Origin of the sequence: Inquilinus limosus MP06 (assembly GCF_000767795.1) — a bacterium.
Classification (GTDB): Bacteria; Pseudomonadota; Alphaproteobacteria; order DSM-16000; family Inquilinaceae; genus Inquilinus; species Inquilinus limosus_E.
Map to the genome: position 1 here is coordinate 1 of NZ_JANX01000057.1, position 18,440 is coordinate 18,440.

General features: G+C 70.2%; 18 protein-coding genes. 4 read left to right on the forward strand and 14 right to left on the reverse strand.

Going from position 1 to position 18,440, the window contains the following annotated elements:
* Positions 1 to 570, reverse strand: a 570-nt coding sequence (locus P409_RS07225; protein WP_034833656.1) for an FAD-dependent monooxygenase, incomplete at its 3' end; no start/stop codon positions are given.
* Positions 571 to 691: 121 nt separating this feature from the next.
* On the opposite strand from P409_RS07225, the gene ettA reads away from it, so the two are divergent.
* Positions 692 to 2,365, forward strand: coding sequence for an energy-dependent translational throttle protein EttA (ettA, locus tag P409_RS07230; protein WP_034833629.1), 1,674 nt, complete (start codon positions 692 to 694; stop codon positions 2,363 to 2,365).
* 90 nt (positions 2,366 to 2,455) lie between these two features.
* Here ettA and P409_RS07235 read toward each other — a convergent pair whose 3' ends face one another.
* Entirely contained in the window at positions 2,456 to 3,547 is a 1,092-nt protein-coding gene (locus P409_RS07235; RefSeq protein WP_034833632.1) for a branched-chain amino acid ABC transporter substrate-binding protein, read from the reverse strand.
* A 791-nt stretch (positions 3,548 to 4,338) separates the two neighbouring features.
* Here P409_RS07235 and P409_RS07240 point away from each other — a divergent pair.
* Positions 4,339 to 5,043, forward strand: coding sequence for a DNA-3-methyladenine glycosylase I (locus P409_RS07240; protein WP_034833635.1), 705 nt, complete (start codon positions 4,339 to 4,341; stop codon positions 5,041 to 5,043).
* Positions 5,044 to 5,206: 163 nt separating this feature from the next.
* On the opposite strand, the gene P409_RS07245 is transcribed toward P409_RS07240, so the two are convergent.
* The 11 genes from P409_RS07245 to efp all read right to left on the reverse strand — a co-directional run bounded on the left by P409_RS07245 (position 5,207) and on the right by efp (position 15,528).
* On the reverse strand, positions 5,207 to 5,725 hold the full coding sequence (locus P409_RS07245; protein WP_034833657.1) for a cytochrome P460 family protein: 519 nt from the start codon (positions 5,723 to 5,725) through the stop codon (positions 5,207 to 5,209).
* A gap of 95 nt (positions 5,726 to 5,820) precedes the next feature.
* Positions 5,821 to 6,621 carry an ABC transporter permease subunit gene (locus tag P409_RS07250; protein ID WP_034833637.1) on the reverse strand — a complete coding sequence of 267 codons (801 nt, stop codon included), beginning with the start codon at positions 6,619 to 6,621 and terminating at the stop codon, positions 5,821 to 5,823.
* Positions 6,605 to 7,480, reverse strand: coding sequence for a 2-aminoethylphosphonate ABC transporter permease subunit (locus P409_RS07255; protein ID WP_052120142.1), 876 nt, complete (start codon positions 7,478 to 7,480; stop codon positions 6,605 to 6,607). The genes P409_RS07250 and P409_RS07255 overlap by 17 nt, the downstream gene beginning before the upstream one ends.
* Positions 7,477 to 8,637, reverse strand: a complete 1,161-nt coding sequence (locus P409_RS40255; protein ID WP_034833640.1) for an ABC transporter ATP-binding protein — start codon at positions 8,635 to 8,637, stop codon at positions 7,477 to 7,479. The genes P409_RS07255 and P409_RS40255 overlap by 4 nt, the downstream gene beginning before the upstream one ends.
* Positions 8,634 to 9,656 carry a 2-aminoethylphosphonate ABC transporter substrate-binding protein gene (locus P409_RS07265; protein ID WP_034833645.1) on the reverse strand — a complete coding sequence of 341 codons (1,023 nt, stop codon included), beginning with the start codon at positions 9,654 to 9,656 and terminating at the stop codon, positions 8,634 to 8,636. The genes P409_RS40255 and P409_RS07265 overlap by 4 nt, the downstream gene beginning before the upstream one ends.
* 171 nt (positions 9,657 to 9,827) lie before the next feature.
* Positions 9,828 to 10,457: an acyloxyacyl hydrolase gene (locus P409_RS07270; RefSeq protein ID WP_034833650.1), complete on the reverse strand. Its 630-nt coding sequence runs from the start codon at positions 10,455 to 10,457 to the stop codon at positions 9,828 to 9,830.
* A gap of 90 nt (positions 10,458 to 10,547) precedes the next feature.
* Positions 10,548 to 12,038, reverse strand: coding sequence for a peptidoglycan -binding protein (locus tag P409_RS07275; protein ID WP_081991341.1), 1,491 nt, complete (start codon positions 12,036 to 12,038; stop codon positions 10,548 to 10,550).
* A gap of 3 nt (positions 12,039 to 12,041) precedes the next feature.
* The gene (locus P409_RS07280; RefSeq protein WP_052120145.1) at positions 12,042 to 13,256 is read right to left on the reverse strand and encodes a hypothetical protein; all 1,215 of its coding nucleotides are present in this window, start codon (positions 13,254 to 13,256) and stop codon (positions 12,042 to 12,044) included.
* Between the two features lie 11 nt (positions 13,257 to 13,267).
* Positions 13,268 to 13,930, reverse strand: a complete 663-nt coding sequence (locus P409_RS07285; RefSeq protein ID WP_034833652.1) for an OmpA family protein — start codon at positions 13,928 to 13,930, stop codon at positions 13,268 to 13,270.
* 194 nt (positions 13,931 to 14,124) lie between these two features.
* Entirely contained in the window at positions 14,125 to 14,952 is an 828-nt protein-coding gene (locus P409_RS07290; protein ID WP_081991343.1) for an inositol monophosphatase family protein, read from the reverse strand.
* Positions 14,953 to 14,961: 9 nt separating this feature from the next.
* A complete protein-coding gene (gene efp / locus P409_RS07295; RefSeq protein ID WP_034833654.1) occupies positions 14,962 to 15,528 on the reverse strand; it encodes an elongation factor P in 567 nt (188 codons plus the stop codon).
* Between the two features lie 193 nt (positions 15,529 to 15,721).
* On the opposite strand from efp, the gene epmA reads away from it, so the two are divergent.
* Together epmA and P409_RS07305 are read left to right on the forward strand one after the other, a co-directional pair.
* Positions 15,722 to 16,834: an EF-P lysine aminoacylase EpmA gene (gene epmA, locus P409_RS07300; RefSeq protein WP_052120147.1), complete on the forward strand. Its 1,113-nt coding sequence runs from the start codon at positions 15,722 to 15,724 to the stop codon at positions 16,832 to 16,834.
* A gap of 49 nt (positions 16,835 to 16,883) precedes the next feature.
* Positions 16,884 to 17,828, forward strand: coding sequence for an alpha/beta hydrolase (locus P409_RS07305; protein WP_052120148.1), 945 nt, complete (start codon positions 16,884 to 16,886; stop codon positions 17,826 to 17,828).
* Between the two features lie 159 nt (positions 17,829 to 17,987).
* On the opposite strand, the gene P409_RS07310 is transcribed toward P409_RS07305, so the two are convergent.
* Positions 17,988 to 18,440 (reverse strand): NfeD family protein (locus tag P409_RS07310; protein WP_202964584.1); only part of this gene is annotated, 453 nt, incomplete at its 5' end.

Genomic DNA, 18,440 nt, shown 5'->3' on the forward strand with positions numbered 1-18,440 from the left:
AGTCACCAGCGCCGCCTGGTCGTAGCCCCAGCGGCGCACGACGATGCCGGCGGCAGCCCGCACCGCCGAATTGCGGCCGTCGGCCCCAACCAGCAGCCGGCCGCGCGCGGTCTCGCCGGCCGCGGTCCGCACGGTCACGCCGCCGATGCCGACGCGGGTCTCGGTTGCCGCCTCCGTCATCCGGCGCAGGTTGGGCATGGCGGCGACGGCAGCGGCCAGAGCGGCGACCAGATCGCGGTTGGCGATGTTGTGGCCGAAGGCGTCGCGGCCGATCTCGGCGGCGCGGAACAGCACCTCGGGCCCGCTGATGCGGCGGGCGGAATCGTCGATCAGCCGGATCGCCCGCATCGGCGCCGCCAGAGGACGCACCGCCGGCCAGATCCCGGCCCGCTCCAGGATCGCGACCGACCCGGCCAGCAGGCCGGTGGTGCGGTGGTCCTCCGGCGCCGGTGGTGCGACCAGCACGGTGTCGACGCCACCCTGGGCCAGCAGCAGCGCCGCCAGCAGCCCGGCTGGGCCGCCGCCGACCACGATCGCGTCGGCTTCGTCTGTCCTGGATTTGCGAGTCATCCGCAAACCATAGCAGGGCGCGTGGTCCGACGCCGCTGCGGCAAGCGGCCCTGGCCTTCGCCGGCCCCATGGGCTAAAACCCGGGCCTTCCCTACAGGGTTTGTGAACGGAGCGGCTTCCGATGGCCTCCTACCAGTACGTCTTCGTGATGAAGGACATGACCAAGGCCTATCCGGGCGGCAAGGTCGTGCTGGAGAAGATCTGGCTGTCCTTCCTGCCGGGCGTGAAGATCGGCGTGCTGGGCCCGAACGGCTCCGGTAAGTCGAGCCTGATGCGGATCATGGCCGGCATCGACAAGGAGTTCACCGGCGAGGCCTGGGTGGCCCAGGGCGCCACCGTCGGCTACCTGCCGCAGGAGCCGGAGCTCGACCCGAACAAGACCGTGGCCGAGAACGTCATGGAAGGCCTGGCGCCGATCAAGGCGATGGTCGACCGCTTCAACGCCGTCAGCGAGGCGATGGGCGAGCCCGACGCCGATTTCGACGCGCTGATGGCCGAGCAGGCCGAGCTGCAGGAGAAGATCGACGCCGCCGACGCCTGGGACCTCGACCGCACGGTCGAGATCGCCATGGACGCGCTGCGCTGCCCGCCCGGCGACAGCCCGGTGACCAACCTGTCGGGCGGCGAGCGGCGCCGCGTGGCGCTGGCCAAGCTGCTGCTGGCCAAACCCGACCTCCTGCTTCTCGATGAGCCCACCAACCATCTCGACGCGGAGTCGGTGGCCTGGCTGGAGCGGCATCTGGAGGACTACAAGGGCACCGTGGTCATGGTCACCCATGACCGCTACTTCCTCGACAACGTCACCGGCTGGATCCTCGAGCTCGACCGCGGCCGCGGCATCCCCTACGAGGGCAACTACTCGGCCTATCTCGAGGCCAAGGAGAAGCGCCTGGCCCAGGAGGCCAAGGAGGAGTCGAGCCGGCAGAAGACCCTGGCCGAGGAGCTGGAGTGGATCCGGCAGGGCGCCCGCGGCCGCCAGGCCAAGCAGAAGGCGCGCATCCACGCCTATGAGGACCTGCTGGCGCAGAGCCGCGAGCAGGCCCCGGGCCAGGCCCAGATCCTGATCCCGACGCCGGAGCGGCTGGGCGACAACGTGATCGACGCCGTGGGCGTGTCGAAGGGCTTCGGCGACCGCCTGCTGATCGACAATCTGAGCTTCCGCCTGCCGCGCGGCGGCATCGTCGGCGTCATCGGCCCGAACGGCGCCGGCAAGTCGACCCTGTTCAAGATGATCACCGGCCAGGACACGCCGGACGGCGGCGCGCTCAAGGTCGGCGAGACGGTGAAGCTCGGCTATGTCGACCAGAGCCGCGACGACCTCTCCCCGAACAAGACGGTGTGGGAGGAGATCTCCGGCGGGCTCGACGAGATCGACCTCGGCAAGCGCAAGATGCCCAGCCGCGCCTATGTCGGCGCCTTCAACTTCAAGGGCGGCGACCAGCAGAAGAAGGTCGGCCAGCTGTCGGGCGGCGAGCGCAACCGCGTCCACCTGGCGAAGATGCTGAAGTCCGGCGCCAACGTCCTGCTGCTCGACGAGCCGACCAACGACCTCGACGTCGAGACGCTGCGGGCGCTGGAGGAGGCGCTGCTGACCTTCCCCGGCTGCGCCATCGTGATCAGCCACGACCGCTTCTTCCTCGACCGCCTGGCGACGCACATGCTGGCCTTCGAGGGCGACAGCGAGGTGGTGTGGTTCGAGGGCAATTACGAGGATTACGAGAAGGACCGCCACCGCCGCCTGGGCACCGAGGCAGACCAGCCGCACCGCATCAAGTACAAGCCGCTGACGCGCTGAGGCCTTCGGCGGCCTGACCGTCCCCCGCCCTCGTCATGGCGAGGAGAGGAGGGGAGGGGAGGGGCGGGGAGGGGCGGACCACCGGGATCTTCAGGTCTTCCGGACCAGCGCCACCTGGACGAAGCGGCCGTCCCGCACGACGTGCAGCGCCGTCGCGGCGGCGCGGTTGTCTCCCTTCGCGTCCCAGCGCACCGGGTCGGGATAGGCGATGCCCCGCCACTCCGCCCGGCGCAGGGCGGCGAGCACGGCGTCGCGATCCGGCGTCGCGACGGCGGCCGCGTCGTTCAGGGCGGCGAGGGTCAGCGCGGCCGCGTCATAGGCATTGACCGCGTAGTTGAGCACCGGGCCGAAGCGCCGCTCATAGCGCGCGACCATCTCCCGCGCGCCGGGCACCTCGCCGGGCTGGGGACAGGCGGAGAGGATCAGCACGCCTTCCCCGGCCTCCGCCGCGGCGCCGGCGGGATCGAGGAAGTTCGGCCGGTCCCAGCAGCCGTCCCCGGCGGCGAAGAGCTGCGGCCGGCCGCGGCGGCGCAGCGCGGAGAGCAGCGGCGCGCCCTCATAGGTGCCACCGTAGAACACGACATCCGTGTCCGCCGGCAGGGCGTCGGCCAGGGCGTCGAAGCGGGTCTCGCCCTCCGCCACCTCATGCCGGGCCAGGACCACGCCGCCGGCCGCCGCGAAGGCGCCGTCGAACCGGCCCGTCATGCTGCGGCCATAGGCGGTGGCCGTGGCGACCAGGACGGCGCGGCGCTTGCCGAGGGCGCGGGCGAGATGGTCCGCGATCGCCATCGCGGTGTCGTCGTCGCGGGCGGTGAAGCGGAACATCGTGTCCCAGCCGGATTCGGTCAGCGCCGGGTTGGACACGATCGGCCCGACCAGCGCCAGGCGGGCACCGCTGTACAGGGGTGCTGCGGGCAGCGCGACATTGCTGTTGTAGGGGCCGATCACGGCCAGAACCGCCGGGTCGTCGGCGAAGCCGCGGGCCACGGCGAGGCCGGCCTGCTCCTCGCCGCGGTCGTCACGCTCCACCAGCTCGACCCGGAGACCGGAGGCGCCGGCCTCCTCGACGGCGAGACGGACCGCCTGGGCCATCTCGCGGCCCAGCACCGCGCCGCGGCCGGACAGGGGCGCGCTGACGCCGAGCTTGACGGTCGGCCCGGCAGCGGGCTCCGAGGGGGACATGGCTCTCCTCCTTCCGCTTGCGATGGATGCGCGGCGCGAGCCGCGACACGACGATCGGCGGGCCCGAACCCCGCGCCGGCCGATCTCCCGGTCATCGCGCTTCACCGGGCACGGGTCGCCATCTCCACCGCAACGAGAGGAACGCGGACGCGGTTCCTGTGCGTCCCGGGGTCCCTCCGGATCACCGGTCGCCGTCCGCGTTGCCAGGCCAAGATACGCCAAAAGCTGCGTTCACGTAGGCATCCTGCAAGCGGACGCCGGCCATCCTCGTGGTTTCCCGTGTGCCCGGCTCTGGAAGCCCTCCGGTTGGTTCCCGATAGGAGGCGCCGCACGCATGCCGGAAAGCGGAGCTGTGCGGCGTCTGGTTCCACCGCCTGCGCCACCGGGCTGGCCATGGATCAGCCGATCAATGCGGTCAGTGTGAGCCCAAGATGATGCTGCAGAGATCGCCGCGCCGGAAGCTCGGGTCCTTGAACGCGAGAATGTCGTGGGGAGTTGCTCACCCGGATCGGTCTGGTCCTGCCGCTCGCCGAGGCGCGGACCGCGCATGAGATGCTGGACGGCATCCGACCGCGTCCCAATGGCAAGATCGTGCTGCGCATCGGTTCATAGGCGACGGAGCGCAGGCCTGCGATCAGTGGGGCTGCGGTGCACGAGAAGCGGCCGCCGCACGCCGGGCCTCCCGGCATCGGGTGACCGGAGGGGCCGGTGGCGTTGCGCCATTTTCCTCTGGATCGGCGAGGGTGAAGGGGTTCTCCTGTCCGCCGGCGCCGAACCGAAGGAATTGCGGCATGGGTGATTTCGCGAAGGTGATCTCGCTGGCGGCGGAGCGCCGGGGCGGGATGGACGTGCTCGAACGCGCGCTCGCCGAGACCAGGTCGAAGACGCCGGCCGAGATCGCCGCCACGCCGGACGACCGCATCCTGGCGGAGATGACCCGGCGCATCTTCAACGCCGGCTTCGCCGCCAAGGTGATCACGGCCAAATGGGACGGCTTCGAGGCCGCCTTCGGCGGCTTCGACCCCCGCCGCTGCGCCGGGCTGTCGGAGGAGGAGTCCGACGCCCTGCTGCAGGACAGCCGCATCGTCCGGCATGGCGCCAAGATCCAGTCGGTCGCGGCCAATGCCCGGTTCCTGCTGGACCTGGCGGCCGAGCATGGCAGCGCGGCGAAGTTCCTCGCCGGTTGGCCGGACTCGGACTATGTCGGCCTGCTGGAGGTGCTGAAGAAGCGCGGCAGCCGCCTGGGCGGCGACACCGGCATGCGGTTCCTGCGCGGCATCGGCAAGCCGGCCTTCATCCCGACCGGCGACGTCGTGGCCGCGCTGATCCGCGAAGGCGTGCTGACCAAGCCGCCCGGCGGCAAGGGCGACTTCAAGGCGATGCAGCAGGCCTTCAACCGCTGGTCGGCGGAATCCGGCCGGGACCTGACCGAGATCAGCCGGATCCTGGCCATGAGCATCGGCGATGTCAGACACCGCCGCCCCGGCCGGCACTGAGGGCGGTTGGACCAACCCCAAGAGACTGTTTGAAAATGCGCTGGTGTGAGTCGGCTGGTGGCGGTTTCGAGAACCGGAGCGCAGTGGACGTCAAGTCCGTGAGCACCGGAAGCGCAGAAACCGCCATCAGACGGCCGCACCAGTAGCATTTGCAAACGGTCTCTTAGGGCGCGAATCGCGTGAAGACATAGTCGTGGTCCTTCACATTGGCCTGGTGGCAGGCCCAGCAGGTCTCGTGCTGGGCCTGATCGACCGGCTTGCCGTCGATGAAGCGGCCGAAGCCCCAACCGCCGGTGTCCGGGTATTTCTTCGAATCCTTGACCATGACCTGCACCGTGGTCGCCGCGCCGGGGACATAGGCGGGCGCGAACTCGGTGGACTGGACATGCTTCCAGGCCAGCTTCACCAGGATGGTGCCGTCGGGGAAGGGCAGGGTGCCGTCCTGATACGCTTTGACCGCCGTCGGGTTGCCGACCACGACGCGCAGCTCGTTCAGCGGGTCGGTCTCATGCGCCGGGGCGATGAACTGCCACTGCCGATAGCCCTCCGGGATGGTGACCCCATAGATCGGCGAGGCGTTGTCGGGCGTGCCGGCGCCGCCGGCCTGGGCGGCCAGGGCGACCGCGGCGAAGACGGCCGAGGCGAGGGCGGCCCCGAGCAGGGCGGTGCGGGCAGGTTTCATCGGGAACTCCATCACGGGCGACGATTCGGTGCGGCGCCCATCCCAGCAGAGATCGCGCCGCACCGCCCGTTAGGAGTTGTGAGCGGCGTTGGCCGCTACCGCCCGGGCGCCGCCCGCCTGGGCACCAGCGACATCGCGCCCAGCACCGCCAGCGTCACCAGGATCAGCACCACCGTCAGGGCCGCGCCCTGGAACACGTCGCCGCGGTCGGTCAGGGCGAAGATGCCGACCGGCAGGGTCACCCAGCCCGGCGGATACACCATCACCGTCGCCCCCAGCTCGCCCATCGACAGGGCGAAGGACAGGCTGAAGGCGGCCAGCAGATAGGGCATCAGCAGCGGCAGGGTGACATGGCGCAGCCGGAAGCCGGGCCGCGCGCCCAGGCTCTCCGCCACCTGCTCGAACTCCGGCGCCAGCCGCGACAGGCCGGCCGAGACGTTGCCGAAGGCGAAGGCCGAGATCAGCACCAGATGCACCACCAGCACGATCGCGACGGTACCGTTCAGCAGCAGCGGCGGCTGGCTGTAGGCGACCAGCACGCCGAGGCCGACCGACACCGAGGGCACGGCGCTGGGCAGGAAGAACACCAGGTCCAGGATGCGGCGCAGCCGCCCGGCCAGCGGCCGCAGGGCCAGCGCCGCCCAGGTGCCGGCCGCCAGCGCGATCAGGCTGGCCACGGCGCCGGTGACAAGGCTGGCCCAGATCTGCTCGGCCGAGGGGCCGGAGACGGCGTCGGCGACATGGCGCAGGGTCGGGTGGCTGGGCAGCACGCCGTTCCACTGGCCGGAGAAGGCGGCCATCAGGATCACCGCCAGCGGCGCGACGTAGAGCACGCCGACGATCAGGGCGGTCAGGGCCCAGGCCGCCGCGCGCCCGCGGTCAGACCACAGCAGCATGCCGCCCTCCCAACCGCCCGACCACCACCCGGTACAGCGTGAACAGGCCCAGCGACAGCACGACATTGACCACGGCGATGACGCAGGCGGTGGTGTAGTCGAATTCCTGGATCGCCTTGTCGTAGACCAGCAGCGGCAGGGTGATGACTCCCTTGGCGCCGATGAACAGCACGATGCCGAACTCGTTCACCGTCAGCAGCAGGCACAGGCTGCCGCCGGCCAGCAGCGCCGGCAGGGCGGCGGGCAGGATCACCTGGCGCACGATCCGCGCCGGCCGGGCGCCGAGGCTGCTCGCCACCTCGATCTGCGCCCGGTCGACCAGCGAGAAGGCGGCCATCAGCGGGCGCATGACGAAGGGGGTGTAGACCGTGACCTCCGCCAGGATCACGCCCCAGGGCGAGTACAGGAAGTCGACCGGCGGCGCGGCCAGGCCGAAGCTCTCGACCAGCCCGGCGTTCAGCATGCCGGCGGAGCCGTAGAGAAAGGTGAAGGCCAGCGTCACCAGGAAGGTCGGCAGGGCGATGAACGTGTCGATCAGTCGGGCCACGAGGCCGCTGCCGGGGAAGGGCACGAAGGACAGCAGCAGCGCCAGGGCCAGGCCGGCCAGCAGACAGCCGGCGGTGGCGGCGACCGCGATCTCGATGGTGTTGAACAGCGCGTTGTGAAAGGCGCGGGTGCCGATCACCTGGGCGAAATTCGCCAGGCTGGCCGCCTCGCCGTCGCCCATCAGCGCCTGGCGCAGGATCAGCGCCAGCGGATAAGCGAACAGCGCGGCCACCAGCAGCAACGGCGGCACCACCCATACGGTCTTGGCGCCGGGCAGGGCAGGGGTTGCGCGCCCCGTGGTCGCGACGGTCACCGCCGCTCGTCCTCGGGCAGCAGGCTGGCGTCGGCGGCGGCGAAGTGCAGCTCCAGCGTGCCGCCGATCTGCGGCGGCTGGCGCAGCGGCGCCGAGACCACGCGGATCACCGTGCCGGCGATGTCGGCCGTGATGACGTGCTGCTCGCCCTGCCACTGCACCTCGCGCACCGTGGCGGGAACGGTGTTGTCGCAATCCGGCCGCGGCGCCAGCGACAGCGCGTGCGGGCGGACGCACAGCAGCGCCTGCGTGCCCGTCTCCAGCGCCCGGTTCGGGGTGGCGGACAGCACATGCCCGCCGATCCGCACCTGCGCGTTAGGCTGGGCATAGCCGCCTTCCTCGACCGTCACCGGCAGCAGGTTGGCGCGGCCCAGGAACTCCGCTGTGAAGCGGTTGGGCGGGGTGCGGTACAGCGGCCCGGTCGCGCCATGGGCGTGCAGCCGGCCGTCGCGCATCACCGCGATGCTGTCGGCCAGGGTCAGCGCCTCGCTCTGGTCGTGGGTGACATAGAGCACGGTCAGGTCCGGGAGGTCGCGGTGCAGCCGCGCCAGCTCCTCCACCATCGAGCGGCGGATCTGCGCGTCCAGCGCCGACAGCGGCTCGTCCAGCAGCAGCACGCGGGGCTGGATCGCCAAAGCGCGGGCGATGGCGACGCGCTGCTGCTGGCCGCCGCTGAGCTCGCGCGGATAGCGGTGGGCGTAGCTGTCCATGCCGACGATGCGCAGGCACTCGGCCACCCGCTGCGCGATCAGCTCGCGCGACGCGCCCTGCGCCCGAAGCCCGAAGGACACGTTCTCGGTCACCCGCATATGCGGGAACAGGGCGTAGTTCTGCACCACCATGCCGATGCCGCGGCTGTAGGGCGGCAGGTCGGTGACGTCGACATCGCCGATGCGGATGCGGCCCGAGGCCGGGCGGACGAAGCCGGCGACGGCGCGCAGCGCCGTGGTCTTGCCCGATCCGGACGGGCCGATCAGCGCCAGGATCTCACCCGGCCGGACCTCCAGCGTCAGGTGGTCCAGCACCACGGTGCCGCGATAGGCGACGGTCACCGCTTCGAAGCTGATGGAGTTGCCGGCGCCCGTGGCCGCGGCCGCCGCCCGGGCCGACGGCGCATCCTGCGCGCCGTCGGCCACGGTGGAGGAGACGGAACTCAACTGCCGGTGACCTCATGCCAGCGGGCCACGTCGGCCTGCAGGTCCTTCAGCACCGCGGTCCAGTCCGGCGTCCAGATCTCGACGCCCTGCATCGCCTGCGCGATCTTCCTGTAGTTCTCGTCGGTCGGCTTCACGTCCTGACGCACCGGCAGGCCGACGGCGACGGCGCTGACCTTCTCCTGCGCCTCACGGCTCAGCAGGAAGTCGATCAGCTTCTTGCCGTTGGCGCTGTGCGGCGCGCCATGCACCAGGGCGACGTAGTAGGGCAGGGCGAAGGTCGACCGCTTGCCGTCCTTGCCGGCCGGCCAGAACACCCGGATGTTCGGGTTGTCGGCCATCTGCGACATGTTCATCTGCAGGTCGCCATTGGCCACGAACAGCTCGCCCTTGTTGACCAGCGCGGTCAGCTTGCCGGTCGAGGAGGACGGGCCGACATTGTTGTCCTGCAGCTTCTGCAGATAGTCGAAGGCCGCGTCCTTGCCGCCATAGGCGTGGATCGCCTGGATCATCACCGCGGTGCCGTCGCCGGCCTGGCCGGGGGTCGAGTACTGGATCTTGCCTTTGAACTTGGCGTCCAGCAGGTCGTCGAAGGTCTTCGGCGCGTCGGCCAGGGTCGAGCCGTTGTAGATGAAGCTCAGATAGTTGTTCACCAGCGGCAGGTAGAGGTCCCCCTTCTCGGCCGCCGGGATCTGCTCCGAGCCGGCGGCGGCGTAGGGCTCGAGCAGGCCGGTGGCGGCGGCGTTCTGGATGAAGGGCGGCAGCGTGACCAGGACGTCGGCCTGCGGGTTCGACTTCTCCTTGGCGATGCGGTCGACCACGACGCCGGAGCCGGCCTCGATGTACTGCACCTTGATGCCGGTGGCCTTGGTGAAGGCGTCGAACTGCTCGCCGTACCAGCTCGGCGTGCCGTCATGCAGCCCGTCGGCGCTGTAGATGGTGACGACGTCGGCGGCAACGGCCGGGCCGGCGCCGAGCAGGGCGAGCGCGCTGACCGCGATCGCCAGGGTCTTGATCGACATGGGGGACCTCTTGCTTCCACGGGAGTCGTGGCGCGCCGGAGCCTATACCCCTTATGTGAAGCTTCCGTGTCGGTCCGAACGAGACCAGCGACTGCGGCGAATCGGCCGCCAAGCCGCTGGTCCGTATGGGAATTCAGGCCTGCGCGGCCCCCGCCGCGCGGCCGGCGATCCTCAGTTCAGCGGGATCGAGAAGTTCAGCGTCAGTGTCTCGACGCCGGGATTCACGTCGCCGATGCCGGCATTGGAGATGTGGTGGAAGGCGGCGCCGATCCGCATCTTGTTGTCGAACTCCCACGCCGCCTCGACGCCGGTGCGGAATTCGAGGGTGGAGCCCATGTCCCGGCCGTCGCCGTTGAAATAGGCGCCGACCGCGGCGTTCGGCGACAGGATGAAGTGCTCGCCGAAGTGGACGTCGAACATGCCGCCGCCGTAGACGTAGGTGGCCGAATCCGTGTTCGCCTCGACGCCGATGAAGGGCCGGATCCGCAGGAACTCCTGGTTGAAGCGCAGCTCCACCCGGCCGATGCCGGCGCCGCCCTTGTCGCGGTCCTCGTGGCCGGGCTCGCCCTTGTCGTTCAGGATGTTGTAGTAACCGGCGCCGAGCGTCAGCGACAGCGGCAGGTCGCCGGTGCTGTTGCCGACCCGGATGTCGCCGATATCCTGGGTCTCGCCAAGGATGCCGGCGGCGAGGATCGCCGCCGAACCGATGCCGATCCAGATGGGCACCGACGCGGCCTGGGCCGCATGCACGGATCCAAGCACGACCGCGGCCGCCGCGACACCGGTCAGGAGCTTCTTCATTCTGCACCCTTCATTCCTGCCGGGACTGCGGCCCCGGGGTCGGCGATGATTACGGTCGCGCGAAACCCGACGCAACGCTTTTCCGCCGGCTCACTGCGCCGCGGCGGAGGTATCGGGGCCGCTGTCGCCGCGCTGGTCGAGGCGCAGCTCGATGCGGCGGTTGCGGCGATAGGCCTCGGGCGTGCTGCCCGTGTCGAGCGGCTGCCACTCGCCGAAACCGGCCGCCGCCATGCGCTGCGGCGGGATGCCCTGGGTCGCCAGGAAGTTCAGGACCGACAGCGCCCGGGCGGTCGACAGCTGCCAGTTGCTGGCGAACGGCCCGCCGGTGATCGGCTGCCGGTCGGTGTGGCCGTCGATGCGCAGCAGCCAATCGACATCCGGCGGGAACTGCGCGGCGATTCGCTTCAGCGTCGCGGCGAACGCGGCCAGCTGTTCCTCGCCGCCCGGCTGCAGGTCGGCCGAGCCGACCGGGAACAGCACCTCGGACTGGAACACGAAGCGGTCGCCGACGACGCGGACATCCTGCCGGTCGCCCAGCACGTCACGGAGCTTGCCAAAGAAGGCCGAGCGCGAACGGCTCAGCTCGTCGACCCGCCGCACCAGCGCCTGGTTGAGGCGCGAGTTGAGGTTGGCGATCTCCAGATCCTTGGTGGTGACCGTCGCCTCGGAATCGCGCAGCGTCGCCTCGATCTGCGACAGCTGCTGGCGCAGCGCCGCGGCCTCGGCCGCCAGCTGCTCGCCGCGGCTGCGCTCGGTCTCTCCGGCCGACTTCTCGGTTGCCAGCGCCGCGGTGGCGCGGTCGAGCGTGCCGCTGAGCTCGGCGATGCGGCTGTTGAGCTGCTCGACCCGGGCGGTCAGGTCCTGCACGTCTTTCTGCGACGCGGCGACCTGTGCCTCCAGCGCCTGGGCGCGGTCCTGCCCGGCCTTCGCATCCTGCTGCGCCTGGTCCCGCTCGGACCGGGTGCGGTCGAGCTCGGTGCCAAGGTCCGAGGCCTCCTTGCGGCTGGCCTCCAGCGAGCTTGAGAGCTGGCTTGCGGTCAGGTCGCGATCCTGGGTGCCGGTACGCAGGGTCGCCAGGTCGGATTGCAGCTGCGCCAGCTCACGCCGCTGCCGCTCGATCGTCGCCTGGTTGTCCTGGATCACCCGCGCGGCTTCCTTGAGCTGCGCGTCGCGGTCGGTGGTGCCGCCGGTCAGGGTCTGGATCTGGGCCAGGGCGGTGCGCAGCTGCCGGTCGATGGCGTCACGGTCCTGCTGCAGGGCGGTGAGGCGGCTGCCGAGATCGGCGCGCTCCTTGGCACTGCCCTCCAGGTCGGACGACAGCCGGTCGATGCGGGTCTTCAGGTCACGCCCGCTTTCCTGCTCCAGCGCCAGCCGGTCGGTCAGCTCGGAGACCTGGCGGTTCAGCCGGCCGACGGTCTCGTCCCGGCCGCTGACCACGGTCGACAGGTAGAATTGCGAGGCCAGGAACACCATCAGCAGGAAGATGACGACCATCAGCAGGGACGACAGCGCGTCGACCCAGCCGGGCCAGACATCGACCTGGCGCCGTTCACCGAACGAGTAGCGGCCGCGCATTGCCATCGATCAGCGCGCCTCGGGTCCTTCCGCCAAGGCGGCGATGGTGCGGGCCAGCAGCTTGATCTCGCCCCGGATCTCGCCGGAGAGCTGGATCCGGCCGGTCGACATCTCCTCGATCATCCGGCGCATTGTCGTGTCGAGGCTGCGGATGTGCTGGCGGGTGGGCTCGTCCATGCCGAAGCGGTCGGATTCGAGCGCGGTGGCGAGGCGGGTCAGCACCGTGGCGGTGGCCTGCTCACCCTCCGCCAGCCGGGCCATCAGCGCCTGCTGGCCCTGCAGGTGATCGTCGATCGCCGCCAGCTGGGTGGCGACGGCGCCCAGCGCGCCGCCCTGACCCCGGCGATCCTCCTCCGCCTGCACCGTCAGGCGGCGCAGCGCGTCGAGATTCTCGGCCGTCTGCGCCACCACCGATTCGATATAGGCGGGGAACACCGGCTCGCCGGCCTCCACCTGCAGGCCGCTTCCCTGTGGGCCGCCGGAGAGGCGGGTGCTGGCCGAGAGCCAGTCCTCCAGCTCATTGTAGAAGCGGTTCTGCGCCTGGCCGGCCTGCAGCTCGAGGAAGCCGAGCGAGAGCGAGCCGGCAAGGCCGAACAGCGAGGCGCTGAAGGCGGTGCCCATGCCCTGCAGCGGCGCCTCAAGCCCGTGCTTCAGCGTGGCGAAGGCGGCGCTGGGGTCGGCCGATTCCATGTTCAGCCCGGCGATCACGCCGCTGGCCGAGCGCACGGTCTCCAGCAGGCCCCAGAAGGTGCCGAGCAGGCCGAGGAAGATCAGCAGGCCGATCAGGTAGCGCGAGATCTCGCGGCTTTCGCTGAGCCGGGCGCCGATGGCGTCGAGCAGCGAGCGCATCGCCAGCGGCGACAGGTTCAGCTCTCCCTGCTGCTCGGCGATCACCCGGGCCACCGGGGCCAGCAGGCGCGGCTGCACCGCCGCCATCCGCCCGCCATGGGCGCGTTGCGCCAGATGGGCCTCGATCCAGCGGATGTCGGGCTCCAGGTTCAGCACCGCCCGGAAGCAGAAGACGATGCCGAACAGCGTGGCGGCCAGGATCACGCCGTTCAGCGCCGGGTTGGACATGAAGGCCGAGGACACGCCGGGCGCCAGCAGGGCCGCGACGATGGCGACGATGATGACGAAAGCCGTCATCCGGACGAGATACCGCCGTGGGCTGGACATCGCCGGGCGCATCGAGGACGGGCGGGATGCCAGGGCGGTGATCGACATCGGGAGGCTTTCTACTGGATCCGGAGGTCGACGCGATCCGCGGGCTGGTCCGGCGGCGAGGTGTTGCCCAGCGCGCGCAGGGCGATCCGCTTGCTGTCGATGCCGCGATCGATCAGGAAGGAGCGGATGTTGAGCGCGCGGCTGAGCGAGACGCGGCGGGCATTGGCCGGGTCGGGCTTGGCGCCGGCATAGGCGCGGATCTCGATCTGGCTGCCGCCGTCCGCGGCCAGCTTCTCGACCAGGCCGGACAGCAGGTCGCCGGCCTCGGTGCCGATCTCCTCGGCCCCGGGGGTGAAGCGGATGCGGAAGCCGTCTCCGACCAGGAGGCCGACCATGTCGTTGGGGTTCATCCCCGGCATGGCCTTGACCTTGACGTTCGGGTCGGCGAAGCCGGCACCCTTCACCACCACGTCGGCGTCATAGGCCGGCGCCGGTTCGTCGACCAGGCCGGGCAGGGACGGGATGGCCGCCGGCTGGTACGACGGCTCCAGGAACGGGATCGGGCCGGTGACCGGGCCGGCCGAGGTCGGCACCGGCAGCGTCGCCGGACGCGCGGTCTCGCCGCGGGTCAGGAGGCGGGTGTCGAGCGACAGATCGCCGTCGGCGAGCGGATCCTCCGCCCGCGCCGTCGCCGCCCCGATGATCAGGGCGGCGGGAAAAACCAGGACCGCCATGCGGGCCCATGCCCGCTGGCCGGTCTGCTGACGATGGGCCAAGCCGAACCTCACAACGCTACGGACCATGGATCATACACCCGCATGCGACGGGGCGGACCATAGCCCAGCGGAGGAGGACGAAACAATCGCCAAGCAGCGTCAGGACAGGGCCATCCGTGGAAGGAATGCAGCCTTACGACGGATGTCCTAGATCAGGACGCCGCAGCCGTCTTCGGCGCGCGCGGGGCGCGAGCCTTGGTGATGGCCATGGCCAGGGTCTTGTGGATCAGCACGTTGCCGGCCACCGCGGTGTCGGCGTTCAGGGCCGGGCTCTTGCCGTCGACATCGGTGACGAAGCCGCCCGCCTCCTGCACCAGGACGATGCCGGCCGCGATGTCCCAGGGGTTCAGCCCGGTCTCCCAGAAGCCGTCGAACCGGCCGGCGGCGACATAGGCGAGGTCGAGCGACGCCGCGCCCATCCGGCGGATGCCGGCGACATGCGGCATGATCATCTGCAGCTCACGCTGATAGGCGAGGCTGTCGCCGCGGCCCATGAAGGGCATGCCGGTGCCGATCAGCGAATCCGCCAGGTTCTTGCGGCTGGAGACGCGCAGGCGCCGGTCGTTGAGGAAGGCGCCGGCGCCCTTCTCCGCCCAGTACAGCTCGTCGGTCACCGGGTTGAAGATCACCCCGGCCACCGGCACGCCGTCCTGCTCCAGCGCGATCGAGATCGCGAAATGCGGGATGCCGTGCAGGAAGTTGGTGGTGCCGTCCAGCGGGTCGACGACCCAGCGGCGGTCCTTGTCCTCACCCTCGATCACGCCGCCTTCTTCCATGATCCAGCCGAAGCGCGGGCGGGCGCGCGTCAGCTCGTCGCGCAGGGTCTCCTCGGCCTTGAGGTCCGCGGCCGACACGAAGTCGGCGGGGCCCTTGCGGCTGACCTGCAGGTTCTCGACCTCGCCGAAATCGCGGACGAGGCCGCGCCCGGCCTTCTGGGCCGCGCGGATCATGACGGTGATGAGAGGGGAACGTCCGGCCATAAGAGGAGATCAGTCCTTCGCGCGCTCGAGATAGGTGCCGTCGGCCGTGTTGATGACGATCCGGGTGTCCGCCGAGATGTGCGGCGGGACCATGACGCGCACGCCATTCTCCAGCACCGCCGGCTTGTAGGAGGAGGAGGCGGTCTGCCCCTTCACCACCGGGTCGGCCTCGGCGATCCGCATGGTGACGGTCTGCGGCAGCTCGACCGACAGGGCCGAGCCCTCATACATGGTCACGGTGCAGACCATGCCTTCCTGCAGGAAGCGCGCCGGCTCGCCGACCGTCTCGACCGGAACCTGGGTCTGCTCGAAGTTCTCGTTGTCCATGAAGGTCAGGTTGTCGCCTTCCTGGTACAGGAACTGCATCTCGTGCTCGTCCAGGCGGGCGCGCTCGACCGTCTCCTGGGTGCGGAACCGTTGCTGCGTCTTGGTGCCGGTGCGGGCGTCGCGCATCTCGACCTGGATGACGGCGTTGCCCTTGCCCGGCTGAATGATCTCGATCTTGGTCACCAGCATCAGCTTGCCCTCATATTCGAGGACGTTGCCGGGCCGGATCGTGATGGCGTTGACCTTCATGGCGGATCTTCTGCAGATAAATGCGTTTCGCGCCCCGCTGGCGCGCCGGGGTGGCACGACAGGGTGGCGCGATGGGCGCGGACCCTAGCAGCAAGTCCCGCCAAGGGCAATGTCGAGTCGGCACCATGACAGCAACGCTGCGCCGCGCGCGGCGACCTGCTATCGAAGCGGCATGACAGGATCGGACAGGACCATGAGCACGGAACCGGGCATTCGGGGCTTGCGCGGCCGCTGGTGGCAGAGCGGTGTCTACGCCCGCAAGCGGCCGTATCTGGAGGCGCGGGCGAGGATCACGGCGGCGGTGCGGCAGGTCTTCGCCGAGCGCGGCTTCCTCGAGGTCGACACCCCGGCGCTGCAGGTCTCGCCGGGGCTTGAGCCGCATCTGGTCGCGTTCTCGACCGAGCTGCGCGGCCCGCATCCGGACGACGCCCAGCGCCTGTACCTGCACACCAGCCCCGAATTCGCGATGAAGAAGCTGCTCGCGGCCGGGCTGGAGCGGATCTTCCAGCTGAGCCACGTCTTCCGCAACGCCGAGCGCAGCGCCACCCACCACCCGGAATTCTCGATGATCGAGTGGTACCGGGCCGGGGAGGGGTATCGGACGCTGATCGACGACTGTCAGGCCCTGTTCCAGGCGGCGGCGCGGGCGGCCCATCGTGAAGGGGACGGGCGCGACCGGCTGAGCTGGCGCGGGCAGGACTGCGACCCCTTCGGCGAATGGCGGGTGCTGACGGTGCAGCAGGCGTTCCTGGAGTTCACCGGCATCGACCTGCTGGCGACCGCGCCGGACCCGCTGAGCCCCGATCTCGCGCTGCTGAACGCCGCGACCACGGCGATCGGCATCCCGGCGCGCGACGGCGACCGCTGGGACGACCTGTTCTTCCGGGTGTTCCTGGAGCGGATCGAGCCCGAGCTGGGCTTCGGCGCCCCTTGCGTGCTGATCGAATACCCGCTGTCGATGGCGGCGCTGTCGCGGCCGAATCCGGCCGATCCGCGCACGGCGGAGCGGTTCGAGCTCTATGTCGCCGGGCTGGAGCTGGCGAACGCCTTCGGCGAACTGACCGACGCGGCGGCGCAGCAGGCCCGGTTCGAGGCGGATATGGAGCTGAAGCAGCAGCTCTACGGCGTGCGTTACCCGATCGACGAGGACTTCCTGGCGGCGCTCGACCCGGATCGCGGCGGCGGCCTTCCCGATTGCAGCGGGATCGCGCTAGGCTTCGATCGCCTGGTGATGCTGGCGACCGGGGCGGACCATATCGACGATGTGCTGTGGGCACCCGTCATCGGAACCATGGTCGCGCGCTGAGCGTTCCGCCCGGGCCGTTGAGCACCGTCCCGTCGATCCGGAGTTCTTGATGATCCTGCATCCCGACTGCGAGGCGTATCTGGAGGCGGTGGAGCGCTGGCGGGAAAAGACGAGCATCCAGTCCTGGGCCGATGTCGGGGCGGACCGCGCCAAGGCGGTGTTCAGCGAGCTGAAGCTGTCGCGGATGCCGAAGCTGCCCGAGATGGATCTCGTCGAGGATTACGAGATCGAGGGCCGGGCCGGGCCGCGCCGGGTGCGCATCCTGCGGCCGAAGGGGACCGGGGGGCGCCCGCTGCCGGTGGCGCTGTACTTCCACGGCGGCGGCTATGTGCTGGGCGGCATCGAGGAGAGCGAGGACGAGGCCCGGCGGATCGCCGCCAACACCCCGGCGCTGGTGATCTCGGCCAGCTATCGCCTCGGCCCCGACCATCCGTTCCCGGCGGCGATCGACGACGCCTATGACGCGCTGCTGTGGACCGCGCATCACGCCGCAAGCTTCGGCGGCGACCCGCGCCGGCTGATGGTCGGCGGCACCAGCGCCGGCGCCGGCCTGGCCGCCGCGATCAGCCGGCTGGCCGCGACCGAGAACGGGCCGCGCATCGCCCTGACCTACCTGCTGTGCCCCTGGCTCGACCTGACCATGAGCCAGCATTCGGTGCTGGATTACGGCGACGGCTACGGGCTGGACCGCGTCGACCTGGAATGGTTCCGGCAATGCTATCTCGGCCCGGACGAGGCGCCGGACCACCCGCTGGCCTCGCCGATCCTGCATCCGGTGCCGCCGCGGCTGCCGAAGACCTTCGTGCTGGCGGCGGAATGCGACCCGTTGCGGGACGAGGCGCGGGTCTATGCCCGGATGCTGAAGGAGGCGAAGGTGCCGGTGACCTATGTCATGGCGCCCGGCATGATCCACGCCTTCAACGCCCTGATCCACCTGATCCCTGGCGGCCTGCCGCAGATCGCTGCGATCGACGAGGCGCTGCGAGGGGTGTGAGGTGGCATACCTTTTCCTGTCATCCTCGGGCTTGACCCGAGGATCCAGGGGCTTTCAGGGCAGATCCCCGTGGCCTCTGGATTGCCGGGTCAAGTCCGGCAATGACAAAATCGAGTTTTGACAATCAGTTACAAGCTAATCCTAAACTCATAAATCAACTCACCCGTAATCCTGCTCGACCCGGAAGCGCGTGCCGACCACGGCGGCGATGCGGATGCGGGTGCCGGCCGGCAGGTCCGGGCCTTCCACGCCCCAGGTCGCGTCGGCGATGCGGATGCGGCCGACGCCGTTGGCGATCGGCTCGCTCAGCGTCACCACCCGGCCGACATACTGCTCGCCGCGGCGGTTCAGCGTCGGCTGGTCGCTGGCCTCGGCGTGCGGCTTCAGCCAGGCGCGCCAGGCCACGACGCTGACGATCGACAGCACGGCGAAGATCAGCACCTGGAATTCCCAGCCGATCGACGGAACCAGCCAGGACAAGAGGCCGACGATGCCGGCGGAAATGGCGAGCCACAGGAAGAAGGTGGCGGGCACCATCACCTCGAGGATCAGCAGCACCACGCCGGCGATCCACCACCACCAGAATTCCGGGCCCTGGATCATCATGCCTTC